Annotated in this window: 29 protein-coding genes; 3 read left to right on the top strand and 26 right to left on the bottom strand. The window is 51.9% G+C overall.

What is annotated here, in order from left to right; translation table 11 throughout:
* From ACTQ3K_RS04675 to ACTQ3K_RS04635, 9 genes are all read right to left on the bottom strand, one after another.
* Nucleotides 1-1,665, bottom strand: a 1,665-nt coding sequence (locus ACTQ3K_RS04675; RefSeq protein ID WP_441578590.1) for a DNRLRE domain-containing protein, incomplete at its 3' end; no start/stop codon positions are given.
* A gap of 565 nt (nucleotides 1,666-2,230) precedes the next feature.
* A complete protein-coding gene (locus tag ACTQ3K_RS04670) occupies nucleotides 2,231-3,136 on the bottom strand; it encodes an ATP-binding cassette domain-containing protein (RefSeq protein WP_441565779.1) in 906 nt (301 codons plus the stop codon).
* Nucleotides 3,133-3,927 carry an ABC transporter ATP-binding protein gene (locus ACTQ3K_RS04665; RefSeq protein ID WP_441565781.1) on the bottom strand — a complete coding sequence of 265 codons (795 nt, stop codon included), beginning with the start codon at nucleotides 3,925-3,927 and terminating at the stop codon, nucleotides 3,133-3,135. Before ACTQ3K_RS04665 ends, ACTQ3K_RS04670 begins: the two co-directional genes overlap by 4 nt.
* Nucleotides 3,914-4,744, bottom strand: a complete 831-nt coding sequence (nikC, locus tag ACTQ3K_RS04660) for a nickel transporter permease (RefSeq protein WP_441565783.1) — start codon at nucleotides 4,742-4,744, stop codon at nucleotides 3,914-3,916. Before nikC ends, ACTQ3K_RS04665 begins: the two co-directional genes overlap by 14 nt.
* Nucleotides 4,731-5,684, bottom strand: a complete 954-nt coding sequence (nikB, locus tag ACTQ3K_RS04655) for a nickel ABC transporter permease (RefSeq protein WP_441565785.1) — start codon at nucleotides 5,682-5,684, stop codon at nucleotides 4,731-4,733. Before nikB ends, nikC begins: the two co-directional genes overlap by 14 nt.
* Nucleotides 5,685-5,699: 15 nt before the next feature.
* Nucleotides 5,700-7,328, bottom strand: a complete 1,629-nt coding sequence (locus tag ACTQ3K_RS04650) for an ABC transporter substrate-binding protein (RefSeq protein ID WP_441565787.1) — start codon at nucleotides 7,326-7,328, stop codon at nucleotides 5,700-5,702.
* A gap of 141 nt (nucleotides 7,329-7,469) precedes the next feature.
* The gene (mscL, locus tag ACTQ3K_RS04645; RefSeq protein WP_441565789.1) at nucleotides 7,470-7,952 is read right to left on the bottom strand and encodes a large conductance mechanosensitive channel protein MscL; all 483 of its coding nucleotides are present in this window, start codon (nucleotides 7,950-7,952) and stop codon (nucleotides 7,470-7,472) included.
* 21 nt (nucleotides 7,953-7,973) lie between these two features.
* The gene (locus ACTQ3K_RS04640) at nucleotides 7,974-8,552 is read right to left on the bottom strand and encodes a hydrolase (protein WP_441565791.1); all 579 of its coding nucleotides are present in this window, start codon (nucleotides 8,550-8,552) and stop codon (nucleotides 7,974-7,976) included.
* The gene (locus ACTQ3K_RS04635; RefSeq protein ID WP_441565793.1) at nucleotides 8,549-8,974 is read right to left on the bottom strand and encodes an acyl-CoA thioesterase; all 426 of its coding nucleotides are present in this window, start codon (nucleotides 8,972-8,974) and stop codon (nucleotides 8,549-8,551) included. The genes ACTQ3K_RS04640 and ACTQ3K_RS04635 overlap by 4 nt, the downstream gene beginning before the upstream one ends.
* 185 nt (nucleotides 8,975-9,159) lie before the next feature.
* Here ACTQ3K_RS04635 and ACTQ3K_RS04630 point away from each other — a divergent pair, with 185 nt between their 5' ends.
* Nucleotides 9,160-10,680: a VWA-like domain-containing protein gene (locus tag ACTQ3K_RS04630; protein ID WP_441565795.1), complete on the top strand. Its 1,521-nt coding sequence runs from the start codon at nucleotides 9,160-9,162 to the stop codon at nucleotides 10,678-10,680.
* The gene (locus ACTQ3K_RS04625) at nucleotides 10,670-12,196 is read left to right on the top strand and encodes an ATP-binding protein (RefSeq protein ID WP_441565797.1); all 1,527 of its coding nucleotides are present in this window, start codon (nucleotides 10,670-10,672) and stop codon (nucleotides 12,194-12,196) included. The genes ACTQ3K_RS04630 and ACTQ3K_RS04625 overlap by 11 nt, the downstream gene beginning before the upstream one ends.
* Nucleotides 12,197-12,244: 48 nt before the next feature.
* On the opposite strand, the gene ACTQ3K_RS04620 is transcribed toward ACTQ3K_RS04625, so the two are convergent.
* The 5 genes from ACTQ3K_RS04620 to ACTQ3K_RS04600 all read right to left on the bottom strand — a co-directional run bounded on the left by ACTQ3K_RS04620 (nucleotide 12,245) and on the right by ACTQ3K_RS04600 (nucleotide 18,405).
* Nucleotides 12,245-13,393, bottom strand: coding sequence for a DUF362 domain-containing protein (locus tag ACTQ3K_RS04620; protein WP_441565799.1), 1,149 nt, complete (start codon nucleotides 13,391-13,393; stop codon nucleotides 12,245-12,247).
* Nucleotides 13,394-13,459: 66 nt separating this feature from the next.
* Nucleotides 13,460-14,554, bottom strand: a complete 1,095-nt coding sequence (locus ACTQ3K_RS04615; protein WP_441565801.1) for an ABC transporter substrate-binding protein — start codon at nucleotides 14,552-14,554, stop codon at nucleotides 13,460-13,462.
* Nucleotides 14,555-14,572: 18 nt separating this feature from the next.
* Nucleotides 14,573-15,535: a hypothetical protein gene (locus ACTQ3K_RS04610; protein WP_441565803.1), complete on the bottom strand. Its 963-nt coding sequence runs from the start codon at nucleotides 15,533-15,535 to the stop codon at nucleotides 14,573-14,575.
* Nucleotides 15,536-15,546: 11 nt separating this feature from the next.
* Nucleotides 15,547-17,220, bottom strand: coding sequence for a DUF975 family protein (locus tag ACTQ3K_RS04605; protein WP_441565805.1), 1,674 nt, complete (start codon nucleotides 17,218-17,220; stop codon nucleotides 15,547-15,549).
* A 225-nt stretch (nucleotides 17,221-17,445) separates the two neighbouring features.
* Nucleotides 17,446-18,405 (bottom strand): L-lactate dehydrogenase, encoded by a 960-nt coding sequence (locus ACTQ3K_RS04600; protein ID WP_441565807.1) that lies wholly within the window; start codon nucleotides 18,403-18,405, stop codon nucleotides 17,446-17,448.
* Between the two features lie 255 nt (nucleotides 18,406-18,660).
* On the opposite strand from ACTQ3K_RS04600, the gene ACTQ3K_RS04595 reads away from it, so the two are divergent.
* Nucleotides 18,661-19,032: a metal-dependent transcriptional regulator gene (locus ACTQ3K_RS04595; protein ID WP_441565809.1), complete on the top strand. Its 372-nt coding sequence runs from the start codon at nucleotides 18,661-18,663 to the stop codon at nucleotides 19,030-19,032.
* Between the two features lie 49 nt (nucleotides 19,033-19,081).
* Here the strand turns inward: ACTQ3K_RS04595 and ACTQ3K_RS04590 are convergent, their stop codons facing one another.
* From ACTQ3K_RS04590 to rpsD, 12 genes are all read right to left on the bottom strand, one after another.
* Nucleotides 19,082-19,483 (bottom strand): Fur family transcriptional regulator, encoded by a 402-nt coding sequence (locus ACTQ3K_RS04590; RefSeq protein WP_441565811.1) that lies wholly within the window; start codon nucleotides 19,481-19,483, stop codon nucleotides 19,082-19,084.
* A gap of 11 nt (nucleotides 19,484-19,494) precedes the next feature.
* Nucleotides 19,495-19,686, bottom strand: a complete 192-nt coding sequence (locus tag ACTQ3K_RS04585; RefSeq protein WP_441565812.1) for a FeoB-associated Cys-rich membrane protein — start codon at nucleotides 19,684-19,686, stop codon at nucleotides 19,495-19,497.
* Nucleotides 19,687-19,787: 101 nt separating this feature from the next.
* Nucleotides 19,788-20,072, bottom strand: a complete 285-nt coding sequence (locus ACTQ3K_RS04580) for a DUF2325 domain-containing protein (protein ID WP_441565814.1) — start codon at nucleotides 20,070-20,072, stop codon at nucleotides 19,788-19,790.
* Nucleotides 20,073-20,171: 99 nt separating this feature from the next.
* Nucleotides 20,172-20,600, bottom strand: a complete 429-nt coding sequence (locus ACTQ3K_RS04575) for a flavodoxin (protein WP_441565816.1) — start codon at nucleotides 20,598-20,600, stop codon at nucleotides 20,172-20,174.
* A gap of 92 nt (nucleotides 20,601-20,692) precedes the next feature.
* On the bottom strand, nucleotides 20,693-21,259 hold the full coding sequence (locus tag ACTQ3K_RS04570) for a DUF3793 family protein (RefSeq protein ID WP_441565818.1): 567 nt from the start codon (nucleotides 21,257-21,259) through the stop codon (nucleotides 20,693-20,695).
* Nucleotides 21,260-21,611: 352 nt separating this feature from the next.
* Nucleotides 21,612-22,115: a transcription elongation factor GreA gene (gene greA / locus ACTQ3K_RS04565; protein WP_441565820.1), complete on the bottom strand. Its 504-nt coding sequence runs from the start codon at nucleotides 22,113-22,115 to the stop codon at nucleotides 21,612-21,614.
* Nucleotides 22,116-22,214: 99 nt separating this feature from the next.
* The gene (locus ACTQ3K_RS04560; RefSeq protein WP_441565822.1) at nucleotides 22,215-23,231 is read right to left on the bottom strand and encodes an alpha-hydroxy-acid oxidizing protein; all 1,017 of its coding nucleotides are present in this window, start codon (nucleotides 23,229-23,231) and stop codon (nucleotides 22,215-22,217) included.
* 22 nt (nucleotides 23,232-23,253) lie between these two features.
* On the bottom strand, nucleotides 23,254-23,958 hold the full coding sequence (locus tag ACTQ3K_RS04555) for an HAD family hydrolase (protein WP_441565824.1): 705 nt from the start codon (nucleotides 23,956-23,958) through the stop codon (nucleotides 23,254-23,256).
* Nucleotides 23,959-24,116: 158 nt separating this feature from the next.
* Nucleotides 24,117-24,272 carry a hypothetical protein gene (locus ACTQ3K_RS04550; protein ID WP_441565826.1) on the bottom strand — a complete coding sequence of 52 codons (156 nt, stop codon included), beginning with the start codon at nucleotides 24,270-24,272 and terminating at the stop codon, nucleotides 24,117-24,119.
* A gap of 190 nt (nucleotides 24,273-24,462) precedes the next feature.
* Nucleotides 24,463-24,999 carry a bL17 family ribosomal protein gene (locus tag ACTQ3K_RS04545; RefSeq protein WP_441565828.1) on the bottom strand — a complete coding sequence of 179 codons (537 nt, stop codon included), beginning with the start codon at nucleotides 24,997-24,999 and terminating at the stop codon, nucleotides 24,463-24,465.
* An 88-nt stretch (nucleotides 25,000-25,087) separates the two neighbouring features.
* Nucleotides 25,088-26,047, bottom strand: coding sequence for a DNA-directed RNA polymerase subunit alpha (locus ACTQ3K_RS04540; protein ID WP_441565830.1), 960 nt, complete (start codon nucleotides 26,045-26,047; stop codon nucleotides 25,088-25,090).
* 63 nt (nucleotides 26,048-26,110) lie between these two features.
* Nucleotides 26,111-26,704: a 30S ribosomal protein S4 gene (gene rpsD, locus ACTQ3K_RS04535; protein WP_441565832.1), complete on the bottom strand. Its 594-nt coding sequence runs from the start codon at nucleotides 26,702-26,704 to the stop codon at nucleotides 26,111-26,113.
* Nucleotides 26,705-26,714: the final 10 nt, after the last annotated feature.

The raw sequence follows: 26,714 nt of genomic DNA, 5'->3' as shown, positions 1-26,714 counted from the left end.
CGTCTTGAAATCCAGGACCGTATCGGAACAGGACGGCTGGCTGTTCCAGGTGACCGTCTGATCCCAGTCGGATAACGGCTCATGGACCGTTACCGGAAAGCTTTGGGCCGCGCTGGCATCGTATTTATACTGGTGCGCTGCAAAGACCCCTTTATAGATCACATCCCCCGCATCCAGCGCCGGAAGCTCCTTGAACTTTACCAATATCCGGCACCGCCCGTAGGAGGGCACATAGCCGACTGCCGCAGATCCCCAGCCGGAGTCCGTCTCGCCGGGCTGTTTTTCCCGGATAAACGTATCGATGATCATGCGGCTTTCCCGTTTGGTTTCCGTGTTCGGATCGATCGTCACCGGATAGGTGCGGCTTTCCGCTAAGAGCCATTCCTGATCCGCCGAAACCGTCAAAACCGTTTCGTCTTCCCCGGACTCCAAAAGCTCATACGCCACGGCATTGCTGGTCTCTCCTGCCGCATCGTACATGTAAGGGCGCAGAAAGGTATATGCCTCTCCCTCTCCTTCCCCGGTCACAAGCTGTACTTCTCCCTCCCCGGACAACACCATCCGCATCCCCGGATGATGGATCCGGAAGCGGATCGTCTGTCCGGCTGCGTCCCGGTCATTCAGGAAGATATTTTCCTTTAAGGTCACGCTGTCGATCCGGTACTGAAGATCGACCCCCGGGAAGACCTCCTGGTAGATCCCGCCGGAGGAAAGGTTCGGGACACCGGCCACCTGGGCATTATACCGGTCTGCCGCCAGGCCGTCCCGCTCTTTTGTCACTTTCTTCCACTCGTCCGGGACCGGGATCTCCGGCCACCCTTCCGGGATCTCCGGAAGAATGCTGCCGGCGGGAGAAACGGCTGTATCATCCTCTCCAGCCTCATCCGAAACACCGGCTCCATGACTGGAAGACTCTCCGCCCGTCTCCGTTTCATAGAGCGGCGTCTGGGGAAGGAACTCCCGTCTGGCCGGTTTTACGGCCTGCCCGGAGGACTGGCTGCGGGATCCCGGTTCTGATTCCTCCGGCTTCTGCGTTTCCGCCGGTTTTCCTGCAGGTTCATCTGCCGGTTCTCCCTGTTCCTCCGATTCTTTCACCGTTTCCCCCTGCTCCGGTTCCGTGGTTTCTTTCACGGTTTCTGCCACAGGTTCTCCATGCTTTGATCCTGCGGTTTCTTCCGCCGCTTCCGTTTTTTCCTTCTGTCCGGAAGGTTTCTCTGCCGCAGTTTCCGCGTTTTCTTTCTGCCCGGAAGGTTCTTCTGCCGCCGTCTCCCCGGAAGGCTCTGTCTCTTCCCCGTTTTCTTCCTCCTCCAGTTCTGTCACAAGGCTCCAGGAGATCCTTCTCCCGTCCCATTCTAACGATACTAACTCCTCCGCATCGGAATAGCGGGCCAGGGACACCTTCACATCGGAGGCCGCATTTTCATAAGCCTCTTCGCCGGTCCCTGCATCCTCTGTGAGCACCAGACGGTTATCGATCTCTTCCCAGCCGTCGTCTGTCTGGTAATGGACCGGCTCCGGATACAAAACCGCCACATGGCCGTTTCGTTCCGTCAGGAAATATTTCATCCCGGCTTCCCGCTTTTTCACCTCTTCCGCGATGATATATTCCGCCTCCGGATCCTCTGCGGTTCCATAAGGAAGCTCCGGATCCATTCCATGGACCACTTTTTCTTCCTCCGCTCCGGTTTCCTCCTGTGCTTCCGTCTCCGCCCCATACTCCGTTCCGGTATAAGGCGCGCCAGAGCCTCTGCCGTCCCGTACTCTAAGAGCATCACCAGGGCTAAAAGCCCCGCCGTCAGTTGTCGGAACATTCGTTTTTTCATACCGTTCCCCTTTCTTCGTTTGTATATGTGTAAAACACCGGCCTGTCCTCCGGTGCAGTTACTATGGAAAAAGAATTCGGTTTCCTTTCTTTGTTATCTTTTATTCATGTCTTGGGGTTTCGTTCAGACTTACCTTAGATGTCGGTTTGCATTGTTTGTAATACGAAGAGTTACTTTCTTCCAGAATAGCACACATCTGTTTTTAATTCAACCTGTTAGTAGAACTTTTTTAGAAAATTTTTAAAAAAGAAAAGAACTATTATACGTTTTCCATTTCCTAACCGTTTTTCCATAACAAAAAGCCATCCCTCATACGTCTCCGCATAAAGAACAGCTTTCGTTAATTCTCAATTCAATTTTTCAATTATTCCGATCAAATCCTGCTGCCGATTACCCGGTTTTCTCTCCTACAGCGTCAGCACTGAATCGATGAGCCTTCTGGTATATGCTTCCCTCGGCGTCTGAATGACCTCCATGGCCGTTCCTTCCTCCACGATCTTTCCCTGATACATGACCGCCACCCGGTCACAGAAGCTGCTCACCAGGGCAATGTCATGAGAAATAAACAGGAATGAAAGGCCCAGCTCCCGCTTCAGCTGATCAAGAAGGCGGATGATCTGTGCCTGTACCGACACATCTAAGGCACTGGTCACCTCATCACAGATCAGAAGTCTCGGCTTCACCAGAATGGCCCTTGCGATAGCCGCCCGCTGGCATTCGCCGCCGGAAAGCTCTCTGGTATAACGGTCGGCATAGGAACGGCTCAGCTGTACCATGTCCATCATTTCCAGTGCCCGTTTCCGGATTTCTTCCTTGCTGAGGCCGTGACGGTGATACCACATGCCCTCACAGATGTTATCTAACACCTTCCTCCTGGGATCCATAGATGACCTGGGATTCTGAAAAACCATCTGCAGATGACCGCCGCGGTAGATGACCTCCCCCTTGTCCGGGAGAAGAAGGCCTGCGGCCAGATACGCGGTAGTAGACTTTCCGCTGCCGCTCTCGCCGATAAGTCCCAGACACTCGCCCTCCCGAATAGAAAGGCTTACCTGATCCACGGCCTGAACCTGCCCGAACCGTTTTTCCAGGTTCCGAAGCTCCAGAAGCGGCTCCGTCAGCGGTTCCGTCATGGGCGCATGGCCCTCGCCGTGATGATGGGTGTGCATGGGAGAATAGGACTGTTCCTGATTCGCTCCATGCACATGCTCATGGCTGTGATGTGCTCCGTGCTCCTGTCCAGCAGCCGAAGATCCATGCTCCGTAACTGTATGCGCATGCTCGGCATGTCTGTATTTCTTGCTCCAGCTCATTGTTCCGCCCCTCCTGTTCCCGGAAGCCTGCCGTCCAGCCGGGGCACCGACCGGATCAGTTCCTTCGTATATTCATGCTCCGGGGCATAAAGCACCTGCTCCTTCGTCCCCCATTCCACCAGCCTTCCGTGGTTCATGACACCGACCATGTCCGCCATGGCGGCGATCACTCCGATGTTGTGGGATACAATGAGGATCGACATGCCCAGCTTTTCCCGCATTTCCATCATCGTCTCCATAACCTGCTTCTGAACCGTCACATCCAGCGCACTGGTCGGTTCATCTGCAAGCAAAAGCTTCGGCCCGTTGGCAACTGCAATGGCCAGTGCCACCCGCTGGCACATACCGCCGGAAAGCTGGGACGGATAGGACTGCTCCAGCCGTTCGGAGTTCTTTAATTCCAGCGCCTCGCAGAGCGTTCTCCACTGCGCAGATGCCTCCTGCTTTGAGATCCGTCTGTGGACACGGATACTTTCATAAAAGGTTTTTCCCAGCTTCCACAACGGATCCAGAGACAGCTCCGGGTGCTGAAAGGCCATGGCAATCTCCTTTCCGCGGATCTTTCCCATGGCACGGCGGTCCAGTCCCGTCAGGTCGGTATCCTGAAACAGGATCTCTCCTCCGGTCACGGTTCCGCCTGAAAGACCGAGAATGGAACGGAGCATCGTGCTTTTCCCGCTTCCGCTCTCGCCGACGATGCCGACAATCTGTCCTTCTTCTACGGACAGGCTCACCTGATCCACCGCAAGTCCTTCTCCGTATGATACCGAAAGCTTGTTAATCCGCAGCATGACTCTCACCTCCCACATCTAAAGCGTCCCGTACACAGTCGCCGGTCAGATTAAATAAAATCACCGCCAGAAACAGCGCCAGACTGGGAAACAGAATACACCAGGGCGCCGTCTGCAGATACGCGCGGCCGGTGCTGATCATCTGACCCCACTCCGCCTGTGGTGCCTGTACGCCGAGCCCTAAGAACGACAGTCCTGCCATACTGAGCACCACGTTCCCAACATCCAGTGTTGCTGTGATCAAGATCGGAGAAAAAATATGGGGAAGCACGTGGCGCACCAGAATGTTCCGCCGCTTCGCGCCGCAGAGCCTTGCTGCCTGGATAAAGGTCTCCCCCTTGATCCGGAGAACCAGGCTCCGCGCCAGTCTTGCATACGTTGTCCAGTACATGATCCCCAGCGAGATCATGGCATTTCTGAGACCCGGCCCAAGCATGCCGGCCACTGCCACCGCCAGCACAAAGCTGGGGAATGCCTGAAAGATCGTTGTCAGCTTCATAAGAGCTGTATCAACAGCTCCTCCCAGATAGCCGGACAGCACGCCAACTGCCGTTCCGAATACCGAAACCACAACAACCACTGCCAGCGCGGAAAATACGGATGCCGATGCCCCTTCCAGCACTCTCGAAAAAATGCAGCGTCCCAGATTATCCGTTCCGAAGGGATATTCCGCAGAGGGCTTTAACAATGCCGCCGAAAGATTTGTTTCATAAGGATCATGAGGCGCCAGATACCGTCCGAACAGGGTGAACAGCAGAAAGAGCACCAGCAGGATCAGAAAGAGCACCGCTTTCCGTTTTTGTCTATGCTTTGCCATGCCGTGCCTCCTGTCCTGCCCGTACACGGGGATCAATGATTCCGTAGGAAATATCTACCAGATAATTAACTGCCAGAAAGATCAGCGCCATCCAGACCACATACCCCTGGATCACCGGATAATCTCTGGCGGAAATAGCATCCATGGCCAGCTTTCCCAGTCCCGGCCAGGAAAAGATATTTTCCACGATGGTAGAGCCGCCCAACATCCCGGCAAGGGAAGTTCCGGCCAGCGTGATGACAGGAAGCAATACGTTTTTCAGCACATGGGAAAACAGAATCTGCCGCTCCGGAACTCCTCTGGCTCTAGAGCCGATGATATAGTCCCTGGAAAATTCCTCCAGCACAATGGTCCTCACCTGGCGGATATACCAGGCACTGAGGGAAAGTGTCATGACCAGCACCGGCATGATCATGCCCTTTGCTCCCTTCGCTGCAATGACTGTAACAAGATGAAACCGGACGCTGAACAGATAAAGCGCCGTAAGTGCCAGAAAAAACGATGGCAGGGACGCAAACAGATACGTCACAAACCGGATCACCAGATCGACGGGCCGGTTTTTATATCTTGCACAGAGGATCCCCAGAGGAATCGACAGCAGCATGACCGCCGCCATGGACACCAGCGTTAAGAGAATGGTATTCGGCAGTGCCTTTTTCAGCTCCGCCACCACCGGCTTTCCGCTTTTCAGGGATGTTCCCATGTCTCCCTTCAGAAAGTTTCCCAGCCATTCTCCATAACGCACAAGAAGGGGCCTGTCAAGCCCCATCTCCGCTCTTGTCTGCTCCAGAAGCTCCGCGCTCGGCGCCACTCCTGTTTTATTCAGTTTGATCTCTGCCGCATCGCTGGGCGATAAATAAGTCAGGCAGAAGGATAAAAAAGTAATTCCCAGAAAGACCAGGAGAAAACTCCCGGTCTTTTTCAGCAGATATCTGATCATTGGTTCCTCCGCAGCTTACCGCTCAATATCTGTATTCACATCCAGCAGGTAATACTCGGACGGATGGGTGGAAAAGCCCTTCACTGCCGATGTGTAGATATTTGTCATCATCTGATGGTTATATACGGTCATGGCATTATCATCCAGCACCATCTGAACCATCTGGCGAACCAGATCGATCCGTTCTGCTTCGTCAGCCGTTCCCGAAAGTGTCTTGGCCAGCTCGTCTAACTTTGCGTTGGAATAATGAGAGTAGTTGGAGGATGCTCCGGTCACCAGCATCAGATTGATAAAATACTGGGGATTTCCGGTAGGAACCATAACACCGGTCTCGCAGTCCAGATCATACTCTCCGGCCTTCACTGCATCTGCCGTGCTCTCCATAACCTCCACATTCAGCTTGATCCCGATGGTTCCAAGCTCCGCCTGAAGAAGCTCCAGCATCTGAGCCAGCTCCTTTCTGGATGCAAAGGTAATGGCCTTCAGCTCCAGCTTCACACCATCCTTATCCAGAATGCCATCTCCGTCACTGTCACTCCATCCGGCCTCTGCCAGAAGCTTTGCCGCGCCCTCCGGATCGTACTTGTCCACGGTAAGCGTCAGGCCATCCGTTCCGCCGTAGGGCAGGAAGGACGGAAACAGGCCCCAGGATGCCTCAGCCTTTCCGTTGTAGATTGTCCTGGAAACGCCCTCCCGGTCAATGCACATGGCAATCGCCTGCCGTACCGCCGGATCCTTCATGGCCTCATGGTCCATATTGTAATACATCCGGTTTCCTCTGGAGGTGGTCACTGCATCGATCACGTAATCATCGTTATTTTCAAAGGTCGAGATCGCGGAGGTCGGCATTGCCACTGCCATGTCGATCTCGTTGTTCTGAAGCGCCATGGAAAGGGATTCCGTATCACTGATGGTGATCAGATGCGCCTCGGAAAGCTTCGGCATACCGCCCCAATAGCCGTCATACCGCTTTACCACCGTCTCCACAAACGGCTCAAACTCCGTCACCATGTACGGGCCGGTGCAGTAAAGCGTTGTCTCATAATCACTGTTGGCCGCATCATAAATACTCCACAGCGGGTCAGTCAGTGTATTCTTCAGCGCCACATCCTCGCCGGTCAGATGGATTGTCAGAGTCTGTCCGTCAGCCTCGATGGAATCCATCGCCATCTGCTCCTTTGCCCGTTCATTTGTCTCATAGGTCCGCTCCAGACATGCCTTTACTGCCTCGGCCGTCATCTTTTCGCCGTTCTGAAAGGTCACATCATCCCGCAGGGTGATGGTCCAGTCCTTATAGTTATCACTCTCACAGGACAGCGCCAGGTTCGGAACCGGTGTGATCGTTTCATCTAATTTAAATAAAGTCTCTGTTACTCCACTGTACATCAGATACCAGCCGTCCCAGCCATTTCCCGGATCCAGCGTCTCTGTGGCAAAATAGCCGGTGGAACCGAACCGCATTACCTTTTCGTCTCCGTCTGTACTGCTGCTTCCGTTTTCTGTCCCTGCGGAAGTCTCCGTCTTTGTTCCCGTCTCACCTGCCGTTGTCTGTGTATCCGAATCCTTCCCGCCGCAGGCTGCCAGCCCCAGTGTCAGGACTGCTGCCATGGCAAGAGAGATCAGCTTTTTTCCGGTTTTTCTCATTTACGCACTACCTCCTGTTGGTTTTATACGCCGCCGCTCTTTTCCGTAACTGCTTTGGCAAACATCTCAAACACACCTCAGCATACCAGAAAAAAAAGAACCCCACAAGCCTCCCGGGGGGTTCTTTTTTTTGCCTTTTTTCTATTTTTCTTCTAATTCTGAGGTGCAGTGCGGACATCTGCTTGCCTTGATCGGGATCTCACTGAGGCAATACGGACATTTCTTCGTAGTCGGCTCCTTGGGCTCCTCCACCTTCTTGGAAATCGCCTTCTCGGCCAGCTTGTTCATGCCCTTGACCATCATAAAGATGATAAACGCCAGAATCAGGAAATCCAGAACTACGGTAATAAAGGCACCGTAGTTAAAGGTCGCGGCTCCGGCCTCCTGAGCCTCCGCCAGCGTCTTATAATGACTGCCATCCAGTGCGATAAACCAGTTGTTGAAATCAATACCGCCGGTCACCAGGGTAATGATCGGCATGATAATGTCGTTGGTCAACGAGGTGATGATCTTCTGGAACGCACCGCCGATGATGACAGCAACCGCCAGATCCATCACATTTCCGCGCATGATAAATTCCTTGAACTCCGCAAAAATTCCCTTTTTCTTCTTGTCCTTTCCCATACTCATTCTCCTTTTTCTTTTTTACTCCATCTCCTGCTGAACACTTGCTTCGCAGGAACGCATGGCGAGGATCGTTTTTTCCATCAGTTCTTCCAGCGGCCAGCCAAGCATTTCCGCACCCTGGCGGATCACCTCTCTGGAACAGCCTGCCGCAAACTTCTTATCCTTGAACTTCTTTTTCAGGCTGGAAACCTCCATATCCATAACGCTCTTTGAGGGACGCATTTTCGCTGCCGCTCCGATCAGTCCGGTCAGCTCGTCTGCCGCAAACAGCACCTTTTCCATTTCATGCTCCGGCTTAATGTCAACCACCAATCCATAGCCATGGCTGCAGATGGCATGGACCAGATCCGGTTCCGCTCCGATCTCTTCCAGAAGCTCCGGTGCCTTTTTGCAGTGCTCCTCCGGATATTTTTCAAAATCCACATCATGAAGCAGACCTGCCAGTCCCCAGAAATCTTCCTCGTCTCCGTATCCAAGCTCCTTTGCGTACCAGCGCATAGTCCCCTCCACAGTCAGCCCGTGAAGAATATGAAACGGCTCCTGATTGTACTTCTTTAAAAGTCCCAGTGCCTGTTCTCTTGTTACAGTTGTTTTCATGCCTGTTCTGCCTCCAGTTCCTTTTTAAAAATCTCATGGTATTCCGGGTGAGTCTTTTTCAGCGACACCGGCCGCCCGTCACAGTCCAGAAAACAGTGGCTGCTTTCCCCCTCACAGCGCAGCACACCCGTCTCCTTGTCTGTTACCTCATAAGACAGGGACAGCTTCACGCCATTGTATCCGGTAAGCTTTAAGGTGATCTCTACCGTATCGCCGAACCGCACCATGGAACGATAACGGCAGGCCACCGACACCACCGGGCTGATGATCCCGGCCTCCTCCATTCCCTTATATCCGGCTCCGGCTTCTTCCAGATATGCCGTTCTGGCTTCCTCAAACCAGCGGATATAATTGGAATGATGAACGATTCCCATCTGATCTGTTTCATAATAATGTACGCACCGTTCATACGGCTTTCTCATGGCTCCTGCCTCCGTTTTTCCATAGCTTCGGTATTTTTCCGCTTTTTTTAGCTTACTTCATTCACTCGGGACTGTCAACCATTTTGCATCTTCACGCCGTCCCGCGAAGAACCTCTTTTCCTTTTTGTGCTTCCGTGTTACACTTAAATATCATTACAGAAACTATGGAAACGGAGGTGCCTCTGATGGACAATACCCGAGCATTTCAGCCCGCCCGGACAAAAAAAGAGCTGTACCGGCGGTTTCCATCTCTGGCGCTTCCACTGCTTTCGCTGGAAGATGTTATTCCGGATCTGAGTAACAACAGCAATTATAATCTGTACGATAAATCAGATAGTTTATCTCCCACCGACACACAAATCGGCAGCGATAATCAGTCCCATAAATCGGATAGTTTATTTTTGGGCGGTACGGACGGAGTTCATCTCTACTGGCCTGTCCGTTTTTTTGAAAGCCAGGATTTTCCTTCACTCTCAGATTCTCCGGCTTCTCTGAATTTCCGGCCTGCGGTGTCCGACAGGGACACCGCCGCAGTTTCCCCGGCAGAGCCGCTTCTGTTTCTTCTTCATGAGCTGCTTCACTGCATTCTCGGCCATCCCTTCCGAAAACCGGCAGACTGCCCGGCGGAGGAATGGAACCGCTGCTGTGATGAACAGGCAGCCCGGTTTCTTTCGGCTCTTGTTCCGGAGCTGTTTCCGGACGGTTCGGTACTGCCGCCGGATTCCCATGAGGCATGGCCAATCTATGCCGCCGGTGACGGATCTGCAAAACGCGCCCGTGCCTCCGGTGACGGAGAATCCCCGGACGGAAACGAAAGCGGCCCTGCTTCCCGCGAAAACCGGGACGAAGCTCATGATACAAACCGTCTTTCTTCCTTTTCGAAGCAGGAGACCTCCTGGGCGAAGCTTCGGAAAAGCTTAACCGGACGAGGCGCTCTGTTATCGTATGACCGGCTCTCCCGTTCTTCAGCTGCTCAAAAACAGTCCGGACGAACTCAGCGAAGCGGAAACGGGCGGCCCTCCATGGGACGAAATCCAGGAACCGGGAAACGCCGTTTGACCTTGACCGATGCAAGACGGGGCAATTACCGGGAGCTGTTAAAAGACCTGTCCTGCTGGGGCGAGGATTTCCGGCTCAGCTCCCGTGAATTCTATTATCCTTCTTATTTATATGGGCTGGAGCATTATGACGGCCTGCCGCTCATCGAGCCGCTGGAATCGGAGGAAGCAAAAAAGATCCGGGAGCTTGCCATCGTGATTGATACCTCCGGATCCTGTTCCCGGACACTTACCCAGGCCTTTCTGGAGGAAACACGGGCGCTCATGGAGGAAGAGGATCTGTTTTTTCACCCGTTCAATCTTCATATTCTCCAGTGTGATACGGATGTCCGCCGGGACGATAAGATCACCTCGCCGGAGGACTGGCATACCTATATTGACAGCCTGGAGATCTGCGGCATGGGCGGAACTGATTTCCGTCCTGCCTTTTCCCATATAAAAGCGCTGATCCAGAACCGGGAATTTTCCCATCTGTCCGGAATCCTCTATTTCACTGACGGGCTGGGAATTTACCCGGAGCAGAATCCGGAAATTCCGACCACCTTTATCTTTCTGAACCACCGCTATGATGACATTGATGTACCCGGCTGGGCAAAAACCCTGATTCTGCCTGCCGAACCGCCGAAAGGAGCGGATTATGAATATTAAAGAAGCAAAAGACGAGATCTGCCGCACCATAAAAGCTTACACAGCCAAGGACAACGCCGGACTTTACCGGATTCCCGCGCGTTCCCGCCGCCCGATTTTTCTCATGGGCGCCCCCGGAATCGGAAAAACCGCCATCATCTCCCAGGCTGCCAGGGAATGCCGGATCGGATTTCTTTCCTATACGATGACCCATCACACCCGCCAGAGTGCCATCGGTCTGCCGCTGATCCGCGAGCACAGCTTCCGCGGCGAAACCTATTCCATGACGGAATACACCATGAGCGAGATCATCGGCGGCGTTTACGACCGGATCGAACAGACCGGACAGGAAGAAGGGATTCTCTTTCTCGACGAGATCAACTGCGTGTCCGAAACCCTTCTGCCCACCATGCTCCAGTTTCTTCAGTTTAAGATGTTCGGGACGCATGTGCTCCCCGATGGCTGGATCATTGCGGCCGCCGGAAATCCGCCCAAATATAACCGTTCCGCCCGGGAATTCGATGTGGTCACGCTGGACCGCGTAAAATACATGGAGCTGGAGGCTGACCTGGACACCTGGCTTTCCTACGCCGCCGGCCGTTCCGTTCATGATTCCATTCTGTCTTATCTGCGGCTGAACCGGGAGGATTTTACCACCTTTTCCCGCAGCGAATACGGCCGGGAATTTGTAACGCCGCGAAGCTGGGAGGATCTGTCTCAGGCATTAAAGACTTATGAAGCGCTGGAGCTTCCCGTAGAGGACAGTTTCTTTTCTCAGTATCTTCAGAGCCGTACCGTCAGCGAATCCTTTGCTTCCTACTATCGACTCTGCCGGAAGCTTTCTGAAGATGCCCCGTTCGCTGAACTTCTGGAATCCGGCACCATGCCGCCCGCTTCCCTTTCCCTGGCCTCCCGCCCGGCGGACGAGCGGTTCTGCCTGATCACCCAGCTTTCCGGTATGCTCCGCCGGGAAAGTCAGGACTATATGGAAGAGGAGACCCTGTTACAGAGCCTCTCCTACTTCGCCGACGGACTGGAGCACAGCCTGAACGCCGTACAGCCGGCCGCTTCACAGACAGATTTCGATCTGATCCGGCCGACCTCTGAAGCTTCCTCTGCTTCTGCTTCCTTTCCGGCCTTCTCCACAGCCTGTCAAAGCCTTCTGAAAAAGCGAACGCTTGCCATGAATACAAAACAGAGCCTCGGCCTGCTCGCACCGGAGGAGGAACGCCTGGAGCATCTGCTGTCTGCACAGGTGACAACGTTTCTCCAGAACCTTCGCCTGAATACAGCAACCTCCCCGCTCGCCGGCTTCCGCAGTATGCTCCGCACCAGACAAAATGATCTGGAGGCTGGAAGACAGCCACTGCTCACCCGGTTTCATGCTGTTCTCGATTTCCTGCTCCGGGAATTTTCCGACAGCCTGGAAACCGGTATCTTCGCCTCCGAGCTTCTGAATACGCCGCAAACGGAGCATTTCCTGAAAAAATATGATGCACTGCTCCATAATCAGATCAAGGACCTGGCCGGGGAATAACCCCGACAGGCCCTTTTTCAGTTCAAACTATTCTCTGTTTCCCTTTCCCTACTTCACCTGTATCGCCTTATGGGGACACATTTCCTGGCAGCAGAAGCACCGGATACATTTTTTATAATCATAGACCGGCGGATTTTTCCGTCCACCGGAAAACCTCACAGCCTTTCCGTCTACCGGACAGCTTTCCACACAGATTCCGCAGCGGACGCATTTTCCCGGATCAATGTAAGGCTTCTTCTGGAACAGCTTCAAAAACCGGTTCAGCTTCACCCATTTCCCGGTCCGCACCAGCTTCCGATCTACGTTAAAGTTCGGATTTCCGTACCGCTCCAGTAAGTCTTCCGGAGCGATCACTCCCTCTCCCGGAACTGCCACCTCGATCTCATTGTCACGGTAATGCCCCAGCCCCATCTTTTCTCCATGATAATTGGTTGGAACCAGCTCCGGCTTCAGATTGATCAGACGACAGTAAACGCTGTCCAGTGCCACCGGATCTGCCGACACCAGCAGTACCTTCATGGGGATCGGGTCCCCGGAGGTGGGCCCGTTCCCTTCCATGGCAATGATTCCGTCCATAATGGCAAGCCGCGGCTTTACAAACCGATTCAGGTCGATGAGCTGACGGGCAAAGCTGTCGGCACCCGGAAAGCAGGTATGTCCCTTGGCCTTATGAAGGCCATAAATACAGCCGTACAGATTCTTCACGGCTCCGGTCACGCGCTCCAGCGCATGAGTTTTCATTTTACAGACATTGATCAGAGCATCGGCCTCCAGCACTTCCCTGCAAAGATAAAAGCCTTTCGCCTGAGCCCCGGCCTCATAGGGGATCAGTCCGGCACCGGAAAAATCCACCACCGGCACCTCATACTTCTGCAGGATCTGATCCATACCAACCTCTGCCGCTGCTGCCGTTGCCTCGCCGAAGCCGCAGGAATCACCTGCCGTGACAGTTTTTACTCCGGCCTCCCGCACCAGCCTTGCCACGGCTCCCATGACCGCCGGATGCGTCACAACGGCTCTGGACAGCTCCGCCTTCCGCACCAGATTAGGCTTTAACAATACCTTATCCTCCGGCTTCACGAACTGCCCCATGCCTCCCAGAAGCGCAACTCCTTCCTTCAGCCGTTCATATACCGTCTCTTCTTCATAAGTATCACAGGGAATCAGCACCACTCTGCTCCGCACTTCTGTCTCCATCTGTTGTCTCCTCATTCCTGCCCTCAGCCCTCGGAGGGAACTTTATTCACGTTTCTTTCGGATGTTTTACTCGCTGACGGTCCACTTCCATGCACACCAGTTCAGCTGCATTGCGGTATCATAATCAACTCCAACAACCCGCTTATTATTCGCTACCAGTGCATTGGAAGAGTACAGGTAGCATACGGCCGAATCGTCCAGTACATACTGCCATACCGATACATATGCTTCTTCCTTCTCGGTCATATCCAGAATGCTGTTTGTTGCTGTAAACAAATCTACATAATCCGTATACTGAATGCAGGGGAAATTGGTCGTTCCTTCATTATTCAGCCAGCCCAGAGGCTCGGTGGGATCGATGCCGCCGGCAGAACCGCACATACCGAGATCATAGTCGCCGTCCCTCATCATCTGCATTAAGGTCGGGAAATCATACTGGGTAATGTTGGTCTTTACGCCGATGGCTTCCAGATCCTGCTGGATCAGAACGGTAGACTGGATCCGGACTTCATTTCCGGTGGGAACGATCAGCTCCAGTGTCTGGTTAAAATCAAAACCATTTTCCTCCAGCTGTACCTTCGCCTTTTCGGGATCATATGTGGGAAGCTTCAGCTTGGACTCATCTACAAAAGGATGCTCGTTGGAGAACGGTGCATATAAAACCGTACCCTCACCTTCCAGCAGGTTATCCACGATGGCTTGACGGTTGATGGCCATGTTCAGTGCATTTCGGCATTCCGCATTCGGGATCTTGTCGCTGGTGGTATTGATGATCATGGACTGGTATGCAAAGTTTGAGATGGACGCTGTATCCAGGTTTTCGTCCTCCTGAGCTGCCGGCCAGTCAGAAAGGGGAAGAGACGCCACTCCGGCTCCGGCAATGACATCGACTTCGCCGCTCAGGAGACCGGATAACAGCTGACTGCCTTCTACCACGCGCAGCACCAGGCGGTCAATATCCGGTGCCCCAAGGAAGTAATCCTCATTTTTTACCATTTCGACCCGCTCGCCGTCGATGGAGACGTGATCTTTACGGTATAAGCTGGTGTGGTCATCAGCCACCTCATAGCTCTCTGCCAGCCTCGGTTCTACCGTTCCGCCGCAGTGCGATCCCCGCGGAGCGTTTTTTATTTCATAGGACGAACTTTCCCATGAAGTCAATAGGTATTTTTAGGGATTTTAGTACTGACCGCTCTTCCGCTTCGATTCCGTAAATCGCACGGATATCCCGTCTGCCCCCAGATAGCCCTCCACATGAGACTCCGTATTGGCCTCCCGCTTCTTGAATGCCTCTGCACAGACCGCTGCCTCATCCCCCTCACGAAGCGCAAAAAACAGCTTTCTCGGCATTCCGACGCACAGCCGGCGGCCTTCTGAAATCTCAACCTCCGCCTCGATCCGCTCCTCGCCGAGGGCCAGACGGTTATGGATCGATTCCCGTTCGTAGCACTGAGCCAGAAGACGGTACACCTGATCATAATAGGCCGTAAAATAAGCTGCTTCGGAAAACTGAAGCTCCAGTCCTTCCTTAGCCGGCTCGGCGTCCTTTAACCGTACTGAAAGGCATCTGGCACCATAGTAGGTCATGCAGGCGGCCGCCTGCTCCGGAGCGTTTCCGTTAACGGTCAGGATCTCCCCGCCCTGGCGGCAGCCACTCTCCAGTGCTTTCCCGCTGTTGTTGCTGCGGCCGATGGCCTCCCAGACACTGTAGGTACCTGTGTGATAGCCCAGAAGATCCGAACGGCGCTTTCCGTGAAATCGGAGATTGGAGCCGCAGACCTGCTGCACCGGCACAAGAAACGGAATTCCGTAAAACCGTGTACCGATAAGCTTTGTCATGTACCGTCCCAGATAGTAGGAGATCATGGCCCGGATATTTTCGTCCAGCTCCAGGATCCGGTTGGATTTCTGGAGATATTCGCCGTTCCCGTCAAGGGCATATTCCATCATAAAGATCCGGCGTCTCAGTGCTCCCTGGAGATCCTCCTGGAGCAGGATCTCCTCCGGGATCCCACAGGTTACTGCTGCATGAAGAAGCTCCTCTCCGTCCACCGAAAGATCCGTATCCTCCCGAAGAAAGTCCCCCTCGCCGCCCGAGGTCTCCACATTGAGCTTATACGTTCTGATATCACTTAACCGCATCGGTTTTCCTCCTAAAGCACGAATTTTATCTCTTTACTGATTCCCGCACCCACATTGGGACAGCCTCTTGTATAAATGAAATCACCTGTAAATGCGCAGATCAGGATCACACACAGCACCACCCGCACACGAAACGGAATCCTCCGGATCAGCCTTGTCATGGAAAACGGTGCCAGAATGTAGATAAACGCACAGCAGCCCAGCCCGAAAATCACCAGTCCCTCGGCACAGATCCGCCCGTTGAGATTCAGAAAATAGCCGCTGTAATCCCACCAGCGCACACCGCCGTGGATCTGCTCCAGTACATAGCTGGTCGCATATTCCAGAATTCCGCAAAGAAGCATGGACAAAAGGAACGTTGCCACCGGATGATTCCGGATTTTTTTCAATGCCACAAGGACCAGCACGCCGCCGAAGCCGTAAATGGGAAGCCACGGGCCATGGAGCACACCACGGTTTACGATCTGTCCGGTCTGGATCAGATGGAGTGCCACCTCCCAGAGCCAGCCGATCCCGGAAAACAGGAAAAATAGCAGGATCAGCCCGGTCAGTCCGTAACAGCATTGATAATCCAGAGGAAACCGGATGGGCTGTCCCGCCCGGAGAAAATACAGAACGCTGGGATAAGTCCCCGAAACCGCGACCGGCTGCTCTTTCGTCTGCTGCACCAGCTCCTGCCAGTCCGGCCGGTCCGCCATGGCTGCCGCACGGCAGAGCCCTGCCCGCAACTCCTCTTCCGTGGGCGGTGTTGTCAAAAACCGGTCAGTAAATGCCCAGATATACGGTGCCTGCTCCTCCGATGCCCGTTCCCGCAGCTCCAGATAAAACATGGTTTTGGCCCCGGCGCGGTACGGATTGGTATAGATCATATTCACCAGCCCCAGTGTAACAATACTGAGCAGGGTCCAGCCCAGAAACGAACAGTCCAGTAAAAAAGCCTCCCGCTTATGGCCCCTCATCATCTCCCTGGAAACAGCAATGGCCTTCTTTCCCGTAAGCTCCGGATTTTCCGCCAGAAGATATGGCACCATCATGTAGGAATAGTGTTTGATCCATCCGCCTATAATGGTCAAAGACCAAAGCCACTGATAAAGGTACCTCCGCAGCATGGCTCCGACGATCCGGCAGACTCGACGGATCCGGTACAGAAAAAAGATCCGGCTGCCTCCCGTCTGCTCATAGGTAACCAGCTCCAGATAAAAGCGGCAGCTTCCCACCAGGATCACATTCCGTACAAAGCACCACCAGAGCATAAGAAGCACCACTCCGGCTGCCGCCGAAAACAATGCATACCAGTGTCCCTTTAACACCGGTCTCAATAGCATGGCAATAACACCGGAAAATACAGAGCCGGTTGCCATACTGTGATTGAACAGTGATGCAAACACGCCCCGCTGATAAGGACTGTTGGCAATATAGTCTTCCACCTCCAGACTTTTCTTTTCAAAATCCGGAATCAGGATCTCATGAAGACTTTTCCCCTGATAATTATCCAGATCCGGAAGAATATTCTCCTGGATCACATTGACAAGTTCCTTCGAGGAATCATACGACAGGATTGCCGTAAAAGTTCCATTGTAGTTCCCCGCAAGAAATGCAACAAGAAAACTGACTGCTACAACCCTCCAGTAATGCGCCTTCATCATCCTGCGGCTTTTCTCTTTCCAAGCTTTTCGTCCGTTCATCGTACCCTTTCTGTCCGTATCGTCCGTAAGTCCCCCGTAGACATTTCATAAACTGAACCTGATTACGCACCCCCGTTAAATAAATCCTGTTTGATTCCCCCCCGCCTCACTGTTTCCTTATACCGATTCAGAGTCTCGCTCGATTCCGCTTCGCTCTGAATGGTTCCATCATATCACAAAAGCCTCCTGCTGGAAAGCAGAAGGCTTAATTCGAATGGTATTTTATTACTTCTTTTCCTCTTTTTCCAGAACCTTTCCCAGGAAATTTTTCAGAGTCTTTGTGGAGGAATCCATGGCCTCCTGCTCCCGGATGCTGAACGGGATCTTAATGGTCTTTACGATTCCGTTGCGGTTCAGTACACAGGGCATACTGATGGCAACGCCGCTCCAGTCGGCAAACTCATCATCCAGCACATGTGCCACAGGAAGAACGGCATTCTCATCCTCCGCGATTGCTTCCACAATACGGGATACACTCATGGCGATTCCATAGAATGTTGCACCCTTTAAGGAGATAACCTCTGCTCCTGAATCACGTGCTTTTTCCGCAATCTCATTCATATCGATGGTCTGTCCGCTCTCTGCCAGAAAGCTCTCCACGGAGCTGCCGCCGATGGTTGCACGGCTCCAGATCGGTACCTGGCTGTCTCCATGCTCGCCAAGGATGAAGGCATTGACATCGCACACATCCACATTGCACTTCTCGCTGATCAGATAACGGAATCTTGCGGTATCAAGCGCCGTTCCGGTACCGATAACCTGACCGGAGGGCAGACCGGATTCTGTCTGAACCACATAGGTCATTATGTCAACAGGATTGGAAACCACAACGATCATGGGGTTTTCCGCATACTGCATAATGCTCTTTGTAATGCTCCTGATGATCGAAACATTGGTCTTTGCAAGATCCAGACGGGTCTGTCCGGGCTTTCTTGCAATTCCGGCTGTAATGATAATAATCTGTGCATCTGCACACTCCTCATAACCACCCTTACGGATCTTCACCTGACGGAAATACGCAGTACCATGAGCAATATCCAGGGCACTTCCCTTTGCCCGCTCTTCATTCAGATCGACCAGGACGATCTCACTGGCCTGACGGCGTAACATCAGGGTATATGCAATAGCTTCTCCAACATTTCCGGCTCCAACAACTACGATTTTGCTTTTCTGTAAAACTGGCATTTTTTTGTCTCCTTTTTCTCGTCATTTTTGCAGATCCATAATTTGGATATTCAGGTAGTGTTAAGATTCTGTTAAGTCCTTAACAATCATCCTCAACCATCATACACCAAGATTGTATTTTATTCAATACATTTTTTCAGAAATTATCTTCCTAATTGTCTGATTATTGTCTGATATTATTTTTCTTGTAATTGCCTTTCTGAATCCGACATGATATAATTAGTTTATGATTATAGTCGGAAGTGAGGATAAGAAATGAAAGTTCATGAATCAGCAGAAAACTATCTGGAGACAATTCTGATCCTGAGTCAGAAAAACGGTAACGTCCGTTCCATCGATATTGCCAACAAATTGGCATTTTCCAAGCCCAGCGTCAGCGTTGCCATGAAGAACTTGCGGACTCAGGGACATATCGTTGTAGACAATGACGGCTATATCAGGCTGACCGAATCCGGACGGAAGATTGCCGAAACCATCTATGAGCGTCATACCCTGATCTCAAACTGGCTGATGCATCTTGGTGTTCCCGCTGAGATCGCCGCTGAAGACGCTTGCCGTATGGAGCATGTGATCAGCCCTGAAAGCTTCGCGGCCATCAAGGCTCACGTTACAAAGAACATGAAATAAGCGGGAAACAGCTGTTTCCCGCTTTTCTGTCTTTTTATCTTTTTATGCTTCAGGCTTCCACAACGATTGTTGCCTGGAAATTCCCGCCCTTCAGGTAACCCCGTTCCAGAAGAAAGCTCTGAATAAACTGATACAGCGCTTCGCTGTCCTCTTCCCGTACTGATTCTCCCCACTCCAGAATGATCCTGCACCGCTTTCCGCAGTTCCAGACATTCGACAGAACCGGACGACTGAAATCCCGCTTTAAAATACCCATATCCTGCAGGGCACTGATGGTCCGGTATACCGTCGCCATCCCAATCGTCGGGTCATGTTTCAATGCCTCATAATAAATTTCTTTACAGCAATGGTGTTTATCCTTCAGAATGATGTCCACCAGGATCTTTCTCTGTTCCGTAATCCGATAGCCGCGATTTCTCATCTCCTGAATCACATCATCTCTTGTTTTCATCAGCTCACCTCTTACTTTCCATGGGAATTGCTGACGTTTGTACCACATCCGTTACAGCCGCTGCAGCCGCTGCAGGAGCCGCCGCAGGACGATTTCCCGTTCTTTTTATCTTTCCGAAGACTTCTGACTGCCAAAACGACCAGAACAAGAATCACAAGCGTAATTATGATCGTAGACAGATTCTTACTTATAAATTCCAACATGACCGGCACCTCTTTTCTAACTGGTTAGATTTCTCTAACCCGCAGTCATAGATTAGCACCAACTAACTCATTTGTCAAGCCCTTACCGGAATTTTTTTTCATTAACCCGAACATTTCTCCTCCAGGATCTCGCTGAGGGCCGATCCGCTGCTGGTATGGCTCCGCACAATATCAATTCCACTGCGCTTTGCCTCATCTACCGCACATTTGATCATTTTATGGGACACGGTGTTGGTAAACAGCACCAGAAGATCCGGCTTTCCGATCTGCTTTCCCATATCTGCTGCCATCTGGGTAAATACCTTTGCCTTACAGTTGTAATTTTTACAGATCTTTTTATACTGACAGACCATACGGTCATGTCCGCCGACGATCACAATACTCATAAGTCTTTCTCCTTTTTAAGCCCGGGAAGGGGGCTGCCTTCCCGGATGATATGAAACCGTTCTGTTATCCGTTATTTCACAGCTGCTCTCTGTAAACGTTTATGCTTCTGCTAACTTCTTTCCAAGCTCTTCACAGGACGCGCATCCCTCCTCATCAGGAGCATCGTTTACGATCAGGCCCTCCGCTATCAGCTCGGCACCTGCATTCTTCATACGCGCTTCCCATGCTCTCATCCACTCGCCGTCTCCCCAGCCGTAAGAGCCGAACAGGGCGATTTTCTTGCCAGATACAAACTTCTCAACCTCCTCCACGAAGGGCTCCATGATCTCTTCCTCGATCACCTCATCCCCCATCGCCGGGCATCCCATAGCAAATACCGGACAGTTTTCCAGCTCGGAAGCCTGAATGTCATCTACGCTGACAACCTTTGCTTCTTTTCCTGCTGCCTCAATTCCCCTGCCGACAGCCTCTGCCATCATTTCGGTGTTTCCTGAACCGCTCCAGTATGCTACTACAATCTGACTCATTTTTTCTTCCTCCTAAGATGTTATAATAATTGCGTCAATGGATTGACTCATCAATTGACTCATTATTTGCTTTTTGAAGCTCCAGTCTGACGCTATACTGCGATCTGCTTTAAACCGAGCCCCTGCTTCATTCTCCGGGAAACGTCCTCCCTGGCATCATCATAAAGAGCAAACAGCCGTCTGGCCTGTGCCGCGTTGCCATATACCTTCCAGTATCCGGTGCAGATAGAATCCTTTCCCTTATGACTGATAAATCCCCGGACATCCTCCATGGGATACCCTAAAAACACGCCCAGCTCGTGGGGAAATTCCTGTTCTCCCCGCTTGTAGCTTCCCAGCCTTTTGGAAAGCCGCCCCAGCAGGATCGGAAGGCTTCCGGTCCGATACCCGTAGGCTTCCAGGAACTGCTTCTGCTCCCTTCCGTCAAGCTGGTCACCCAGGAGATCCTTTCGATACACCAGCCACATGCTGGTCTGAGAGGTTCCATAAAGACACTTGGCTTCCAGACTGGTTCCCCACAGCGCCCTTCTCACCAGCCACCAGCCTTCTCCTGCTCCGTAATCCCGAAGCATTAACAGATTCGACGGCTTGATTCCCTTGATCACCGGTGAACACTGCGCTGCGAGCTTTTCTGATACAAACGCTACCCCTTCTGACATCCTCTTCCTCCCACCCCATTCTCTCTTCTTCCGGTCTTTCCAGGCTTCTGATTTTTCTGCTGAACAGCCTCTGTTTCCGGGCATTTTGCTTTCGACACTTTTACTTCCGACACTTTTGTTTTCGATGCTTTTGTTTCCGGTTCTTTTGCTCTTTATATTGGTTAGGTGAAGCTAACCTATGGTTATATCATAGCGGATTACTGGGGATTTGTATAGTAGGTTAAATGAGAAAAAACCTCGTTAGTTTTAACTAACAAGGCTTTTCCTGTACTTTTTTTGTATTTCTGATTCTCAGACGATGCCGGACAGCCCGAAACCGAGCTGCTTCGGCACTGCCAGTATGCCTGATCCGCTAAAAGCTTCGAAGCTTATCCGTTCCATCATCTCCGGTATTCTCGATCTTCCGGATCTCCACATCATATTCATAAGAATCACTGACCTTAATATGAACCCGGTCGCCAACCTTATGCCCCAGGATTGCCCGGCCAATGGGAGATTCCGTACTGATATAGTTATTCAGGGAATTTCCCCGCACGGAGGTCACCAGCTTGTAAACCTCTTCCTCGTCATCATCCTCGCAGTACAGCGTCACCGTATTGTTGAGGCCGACCTCATCTGCCCTGGAGGTATCTGAAACGACCACCGAGTTCTTCAGCATGCGCTCCAGATAACGGATCCGGCTCTCATTCTGGTTCTTATCCTTTTTTGCCGCATAATACTCGAAATTCTCACTGAGATCGCCCTGGGCCCTGGCTTCTTTTACCGCCTCCAGTGCCTCCCTCCGGACTACCAGCTTCCGGTATTCAATCTCATCCTTGATCCGTTTTACATCCTTCTGCGTTAATTGATTTTTCACTGCTGATCCTTTCCTTCTCCGTCTGCCGACATTTTTTATACGCTCCTATTTCCGGAGCGTTGTCTTTTCCGTCCATTCAGAGCCTGTGATACCGCGTTTTTAACGCACCATATCTCTGGTGATCTCCTTTAAGGAGGATGCACCGCACATGGACATGGTATCGGCAAGCTCGGCGCCCAGCTTTTCCGTATAAGCACTCACGCCCTCTGCTCCGCCGCCATAAACGGCCGTCACATACGGTCTTGCAATAATAACCGCATCCGCACCAAGCGCCAGTGCCTTGAACACATCGGTACCGCTGCGCAGGCCGCCGTCTACGAAGATCTTCATAGAGCCGTCCACAGCCTTTACGATCTCCTCCAGCACCTCTGCTGTTGCCGCACACTGATCCTGCACCCGTCCGCCGTGGTTGGATACCACAATGGCGGAAGCACCGGCTTCCTTTGCCTTCATGGCACCACGGACCGTCATGATACCTTTTACGATAAACGGAATCTCGCCGCAGGATTCCACGATGGCACGAAGCTCCTCCACCGACTTTCTTCCGGCCGGAGGCGTCATATTCTTTAAAAAGGGAAGTCCGGCCGCATCAACGTCCATGGCCACGGCAAAGGCTCCGGCCTCTTTTACCAGCGCCAGTTTTTCATCAATGGTGGCCAGATTCCAGGGCTTTACCGTAGGAATTCCCAGGCCGCCTGCCTTTTTGACAGCCGCTGCAGCTCCGGCCATAACCGCCGGATTTGTTCCGTCGCCGGTAAAGGCCGCGATCCCTGCTTCTGCACAGGCCGACACCAGAACCTCATTATAGCTCTCATCGTTGTATTTGTCGCCGTAATGGAGATTTACCGCACCCACAGGCCCGGCAAAGATCGGATATTTAAACGTTTTGCCGAACAGCTCCAGGCTGGTATCTGCCGGCTCATTGGCACACAATGTGTCCATCTGGACGCGGATTTCCTGCCACTTGTCATAGTTACGAATCGCCGTGTCTCCGACACCCTTCGCTCCCGGTCCGGGAACCTGATTTTTACATGCCCGGCCGTTGCATACGGGACAGACCTTGCAGTATTTCCCGATACAGAGTCTTGCATTTTCTAAAATTTCCTGATAGGTCACGTCTTTTTTCTCCTCTTTTCATTCAGAACGTTATAAGCTTCCTAATTGCCTCTTCCAGCGCTTCTTCCGTCTCCACAATCACCAATGCGTTAGAACCACCATCCGGCATGGGCTTTTTCCTCCGATTGAACCAGATACCCTGCCATCCGGCCTCCATAGCTCCGCAGATGTCGCTTTTATAGTTGTCTCCGACCATGATACAGTCCTCCGGGCCAAGTCCCATGACGGTCTCCGCGATCCGGAAGATCCCGGTCTCCGGCTTCATGACACCAACAGCTCCGGAAATCACCACTTTTTCCTTCGGAATCCAGGACTCCAGTCCCAGCGCATGAATTTTCATCTTCTGATGGGACTCCGGCCCGTTTGTGATAACTCCCATGGGCACACCTGCGGCCTTGCAGTGTGCAAGAAGCCCCTTCATGCGTTCAGACAGCCGGATCTGCCCCTGTGCCGCCTCATAGGCCTTCTGGAAGCGGTCTGCCTGCTCCTCGCCGGCTTCGATGCCACAGTCTGCCATAGCACGGGTAAACCGCAGGATTCTGGAATCGTACAGGCTCATTTCGCCCCGCTGGCTGGCCTCAAATACCTCATCGCCCCGAAAACGAAACTGTTTATAGGCCGCCTCCGGATCCTCCAGACGGATTCCCATGACGCCTTCACAGGCATCCCGAAACGGGATCATCAAATCGTAAAGGGTATCGTCCAGATCCCAGATCAATGCTTTCATAAGGGTTCCTCCTCTGTAATTGCTTGCTTTAGTATAGCACAGAGCGGGCGGGATTGTCTACTTGCGGGCCGCCACGCGACTGTTTCCGTTTCCTAATCCGATACCGGCGTTTCTGGCGGGAGTCAAGTTGCATTTCCTGCGAATCTCCATGCGCTGATTCACCGCCATTCGCGCTGGAACTCGCCCTGCGGGCTCAGACAAAGGCGCTCGGTGGCGGTTGCTTGCCTGGAGATTCCCGACGGAAGCCTCACATACTCCCTTCCGAAATCGCCGGTATCTCCTTCTGTTCCCGCAACCAGATTTTCTCCATACATACAGTTATTGCCGCCTGGGATAATCGCGCCCGCGGATTCACTGCCCAGGCCAGACAGAGGCAACTCAATATATGTGCCGGATGGCTGGCCTGGGTGGGCCGCGGACAGTTCATGTACTATAAGACGCAAAAGAAGCTCCTCTGCGGATAAATCCGCGAGGAGCTTTTTTACGTTTTGCACGACTTGCAGCTTATACCAATTCAATAAGCACTTCCATAGCGCCGTCGCCTTTTCTCTGACCAATCTTTACGATTCTGGTGTAGCCACCCTTACGATCAACATACTTGGGAGCGATCTCATCAAAGAGCTTCTTGGGCATGTCGATGGATTTGGTGTTCTTCTTGCGGCCGGCAACCGTGGTGGGAACCTCAGTTACAGGATAAAGAACCTCGAGCATCTTACGGCGAGCATGAAGTCTGCTGGGCTTATCCTTCTGGATGGTCTTCTGAACTTCATCATAAACGGTAACTTTCTTTCCGTCTACAACTTCCTTTACTCTCTTGCCGTCGCTGTCTTTTCTGGCAACCTTAGCGGTTACGGTAACTTCTTCAAAGTTATCCTTTTCCTTTACAGCCAGAGCGATCAGGCCTTCAGCGATCTTGCGGATCTCTTTTGCCTTAGCTTCCGTTGTACGGATCTTGCCGTTGTATAAAAGGTTTGTAACCTGGTTTCTCAGTAATGCTTTTCTCTGGCTGGAAGTTCTTCCAAGCTTTCTATAACCTGCCATGATATATTATTCCTCCATTTGTGGAACAGGCGGCCACGCATCTTCGGTCTTACTGACCGCCTGCTTTCAATCCATAAATTGTCTAGTATTATTCGTCGCTGGGATTCAGCTCCAGACCAAGCTCCTTGAGCTTAGCGAGAACCTCTTCCAGAGACTTCCGGCCCAGGTTTCTGACTTTCATCATATCCTCGGAGGTACGGTTGGTCAATTCCTCAACGGTATTGATTCCGGCTCTCTTCAGACAGTTATAGGAACGAACAGAGAGCTCAAGCTCATCAATGTTCATTTCCAGCACCTTTTCTTTTTCATTATCTTCCTTCTCTACCATAACCTCTGCAGTCTTGGCATTCTCGGAAAGATCAATAAACAGATTCAGATGCTCGCTCAGTACCTTAGCCGCAAGGCTTACCGCCTCGTCGGGAGCCAGGGTTCCATTGGTGTATACGTCCAGAGTCAGCTTATCGAAATCGGTAATCTGACCAACACGGGTATTCTCCACCGCCAGATTTACACGCTCAATAGGTGTGTAAATGGAATCAATGGCGATCACACCGATGGGAAGATCCTCGCTCTTATTCTTATCTGCGCTCACATAGCCGCGTCCCTTTGTAATGGTCAGCTCCATGCTGAGCTTACAGTCACTGCCGCCGCTTAACGTAGCAATGACCTGATCAGGGTTGATGATCTCAATATCCTGATCTGCCCGAATATCAGCACCAGTTACAACGCCCTCCCCCTGGAACTCGATATAAGCCACCTTGGGTTCGTTGGTCTCACTGTTGTTCTTGATTGCCAGGCTCTTTAAGTTCATAATGATCTCAGTTACATCCTCTTTAACTCCGGGGATAGAACTGAATTCATGGAGAACGCCGTCGATCTTTACCTGGCTGATTGCTGCGCCGGGCAGGGAGGAAAGCATGATACGGCGAAGGCTGTTGCCCAGAGTCGTACCATAGCCTCTCTCCAGAGGTTCAACGACAAATCTTCCATACTTTTTATCTTCTGAAATCTCTGCTATTTCGATATTGGGTTTTTCAAAATCGAACATGAACTAAGCCCTCCTTATGGGTGTAGGGCCGAAAAAGATTCGGACACTCCTAACTCTCACGGATTATTTGGAGTACAGCTCGACGATCAGCATCTCATTTACGGGAACATCGATCATCTCTCTTGTGGGGAGCTGCTTTACAGTTGCGGAGAGGTTCTCCTGATCAACGTCCAGCCACTCGGGTACAAGTCTTCCGCCTGTCACTTCCAGAACATCCTTGTATCTCTGGGAATCTTTTACTTTCTCTTTGATGGTGACAACGTCACCAGCCTTTACAAGGTAAGAGGGGATGTTTACACACTTGCCGTTTACTAAAACGTGCTTATGGTCAACGATCTGTCTTGCTTCTTTTCTTGTACGGCCAAAACCGGCTCTGAAGAGAACGTTGTCCAGTCTGGACTCCAGCATGATCATGAGATTCTCACCAACCATACCGCTCATTCTCTCAGCCTTTGCATAATAATTTCTGAAAGGTTTCTCTAATACACCATAGATGAACTTAGCCTTCTGCTTTTCACGAAGCTGTAAGCCGTACTCGCTCATCTTTCTGTTGGCTCTCTTTAACTCTCTGTTGGATTTCTTATCGATTCCTAAATAAATCGGGTCAAGTCCTAAAGACCTGCATCTTTTAAGAACAGGAACTCTATCTACTGCCACTTTTCTTACC

Source organism: Candidatus Paralachnospira sp. LCP21S3_A2 (assembly GCF_052118925.1).
In the GTDB taxonomy this organism is placed as follows: Bacteria; Bacillota; Clostridia; order Lachnospirales; family Lachnospiraceae; genus Lientehia.
The sequence above is the reverse complement of the archived record's forward strand: the minus strand, read 5'-3'. Positions and strand labels throughout refer to the sequence as shown.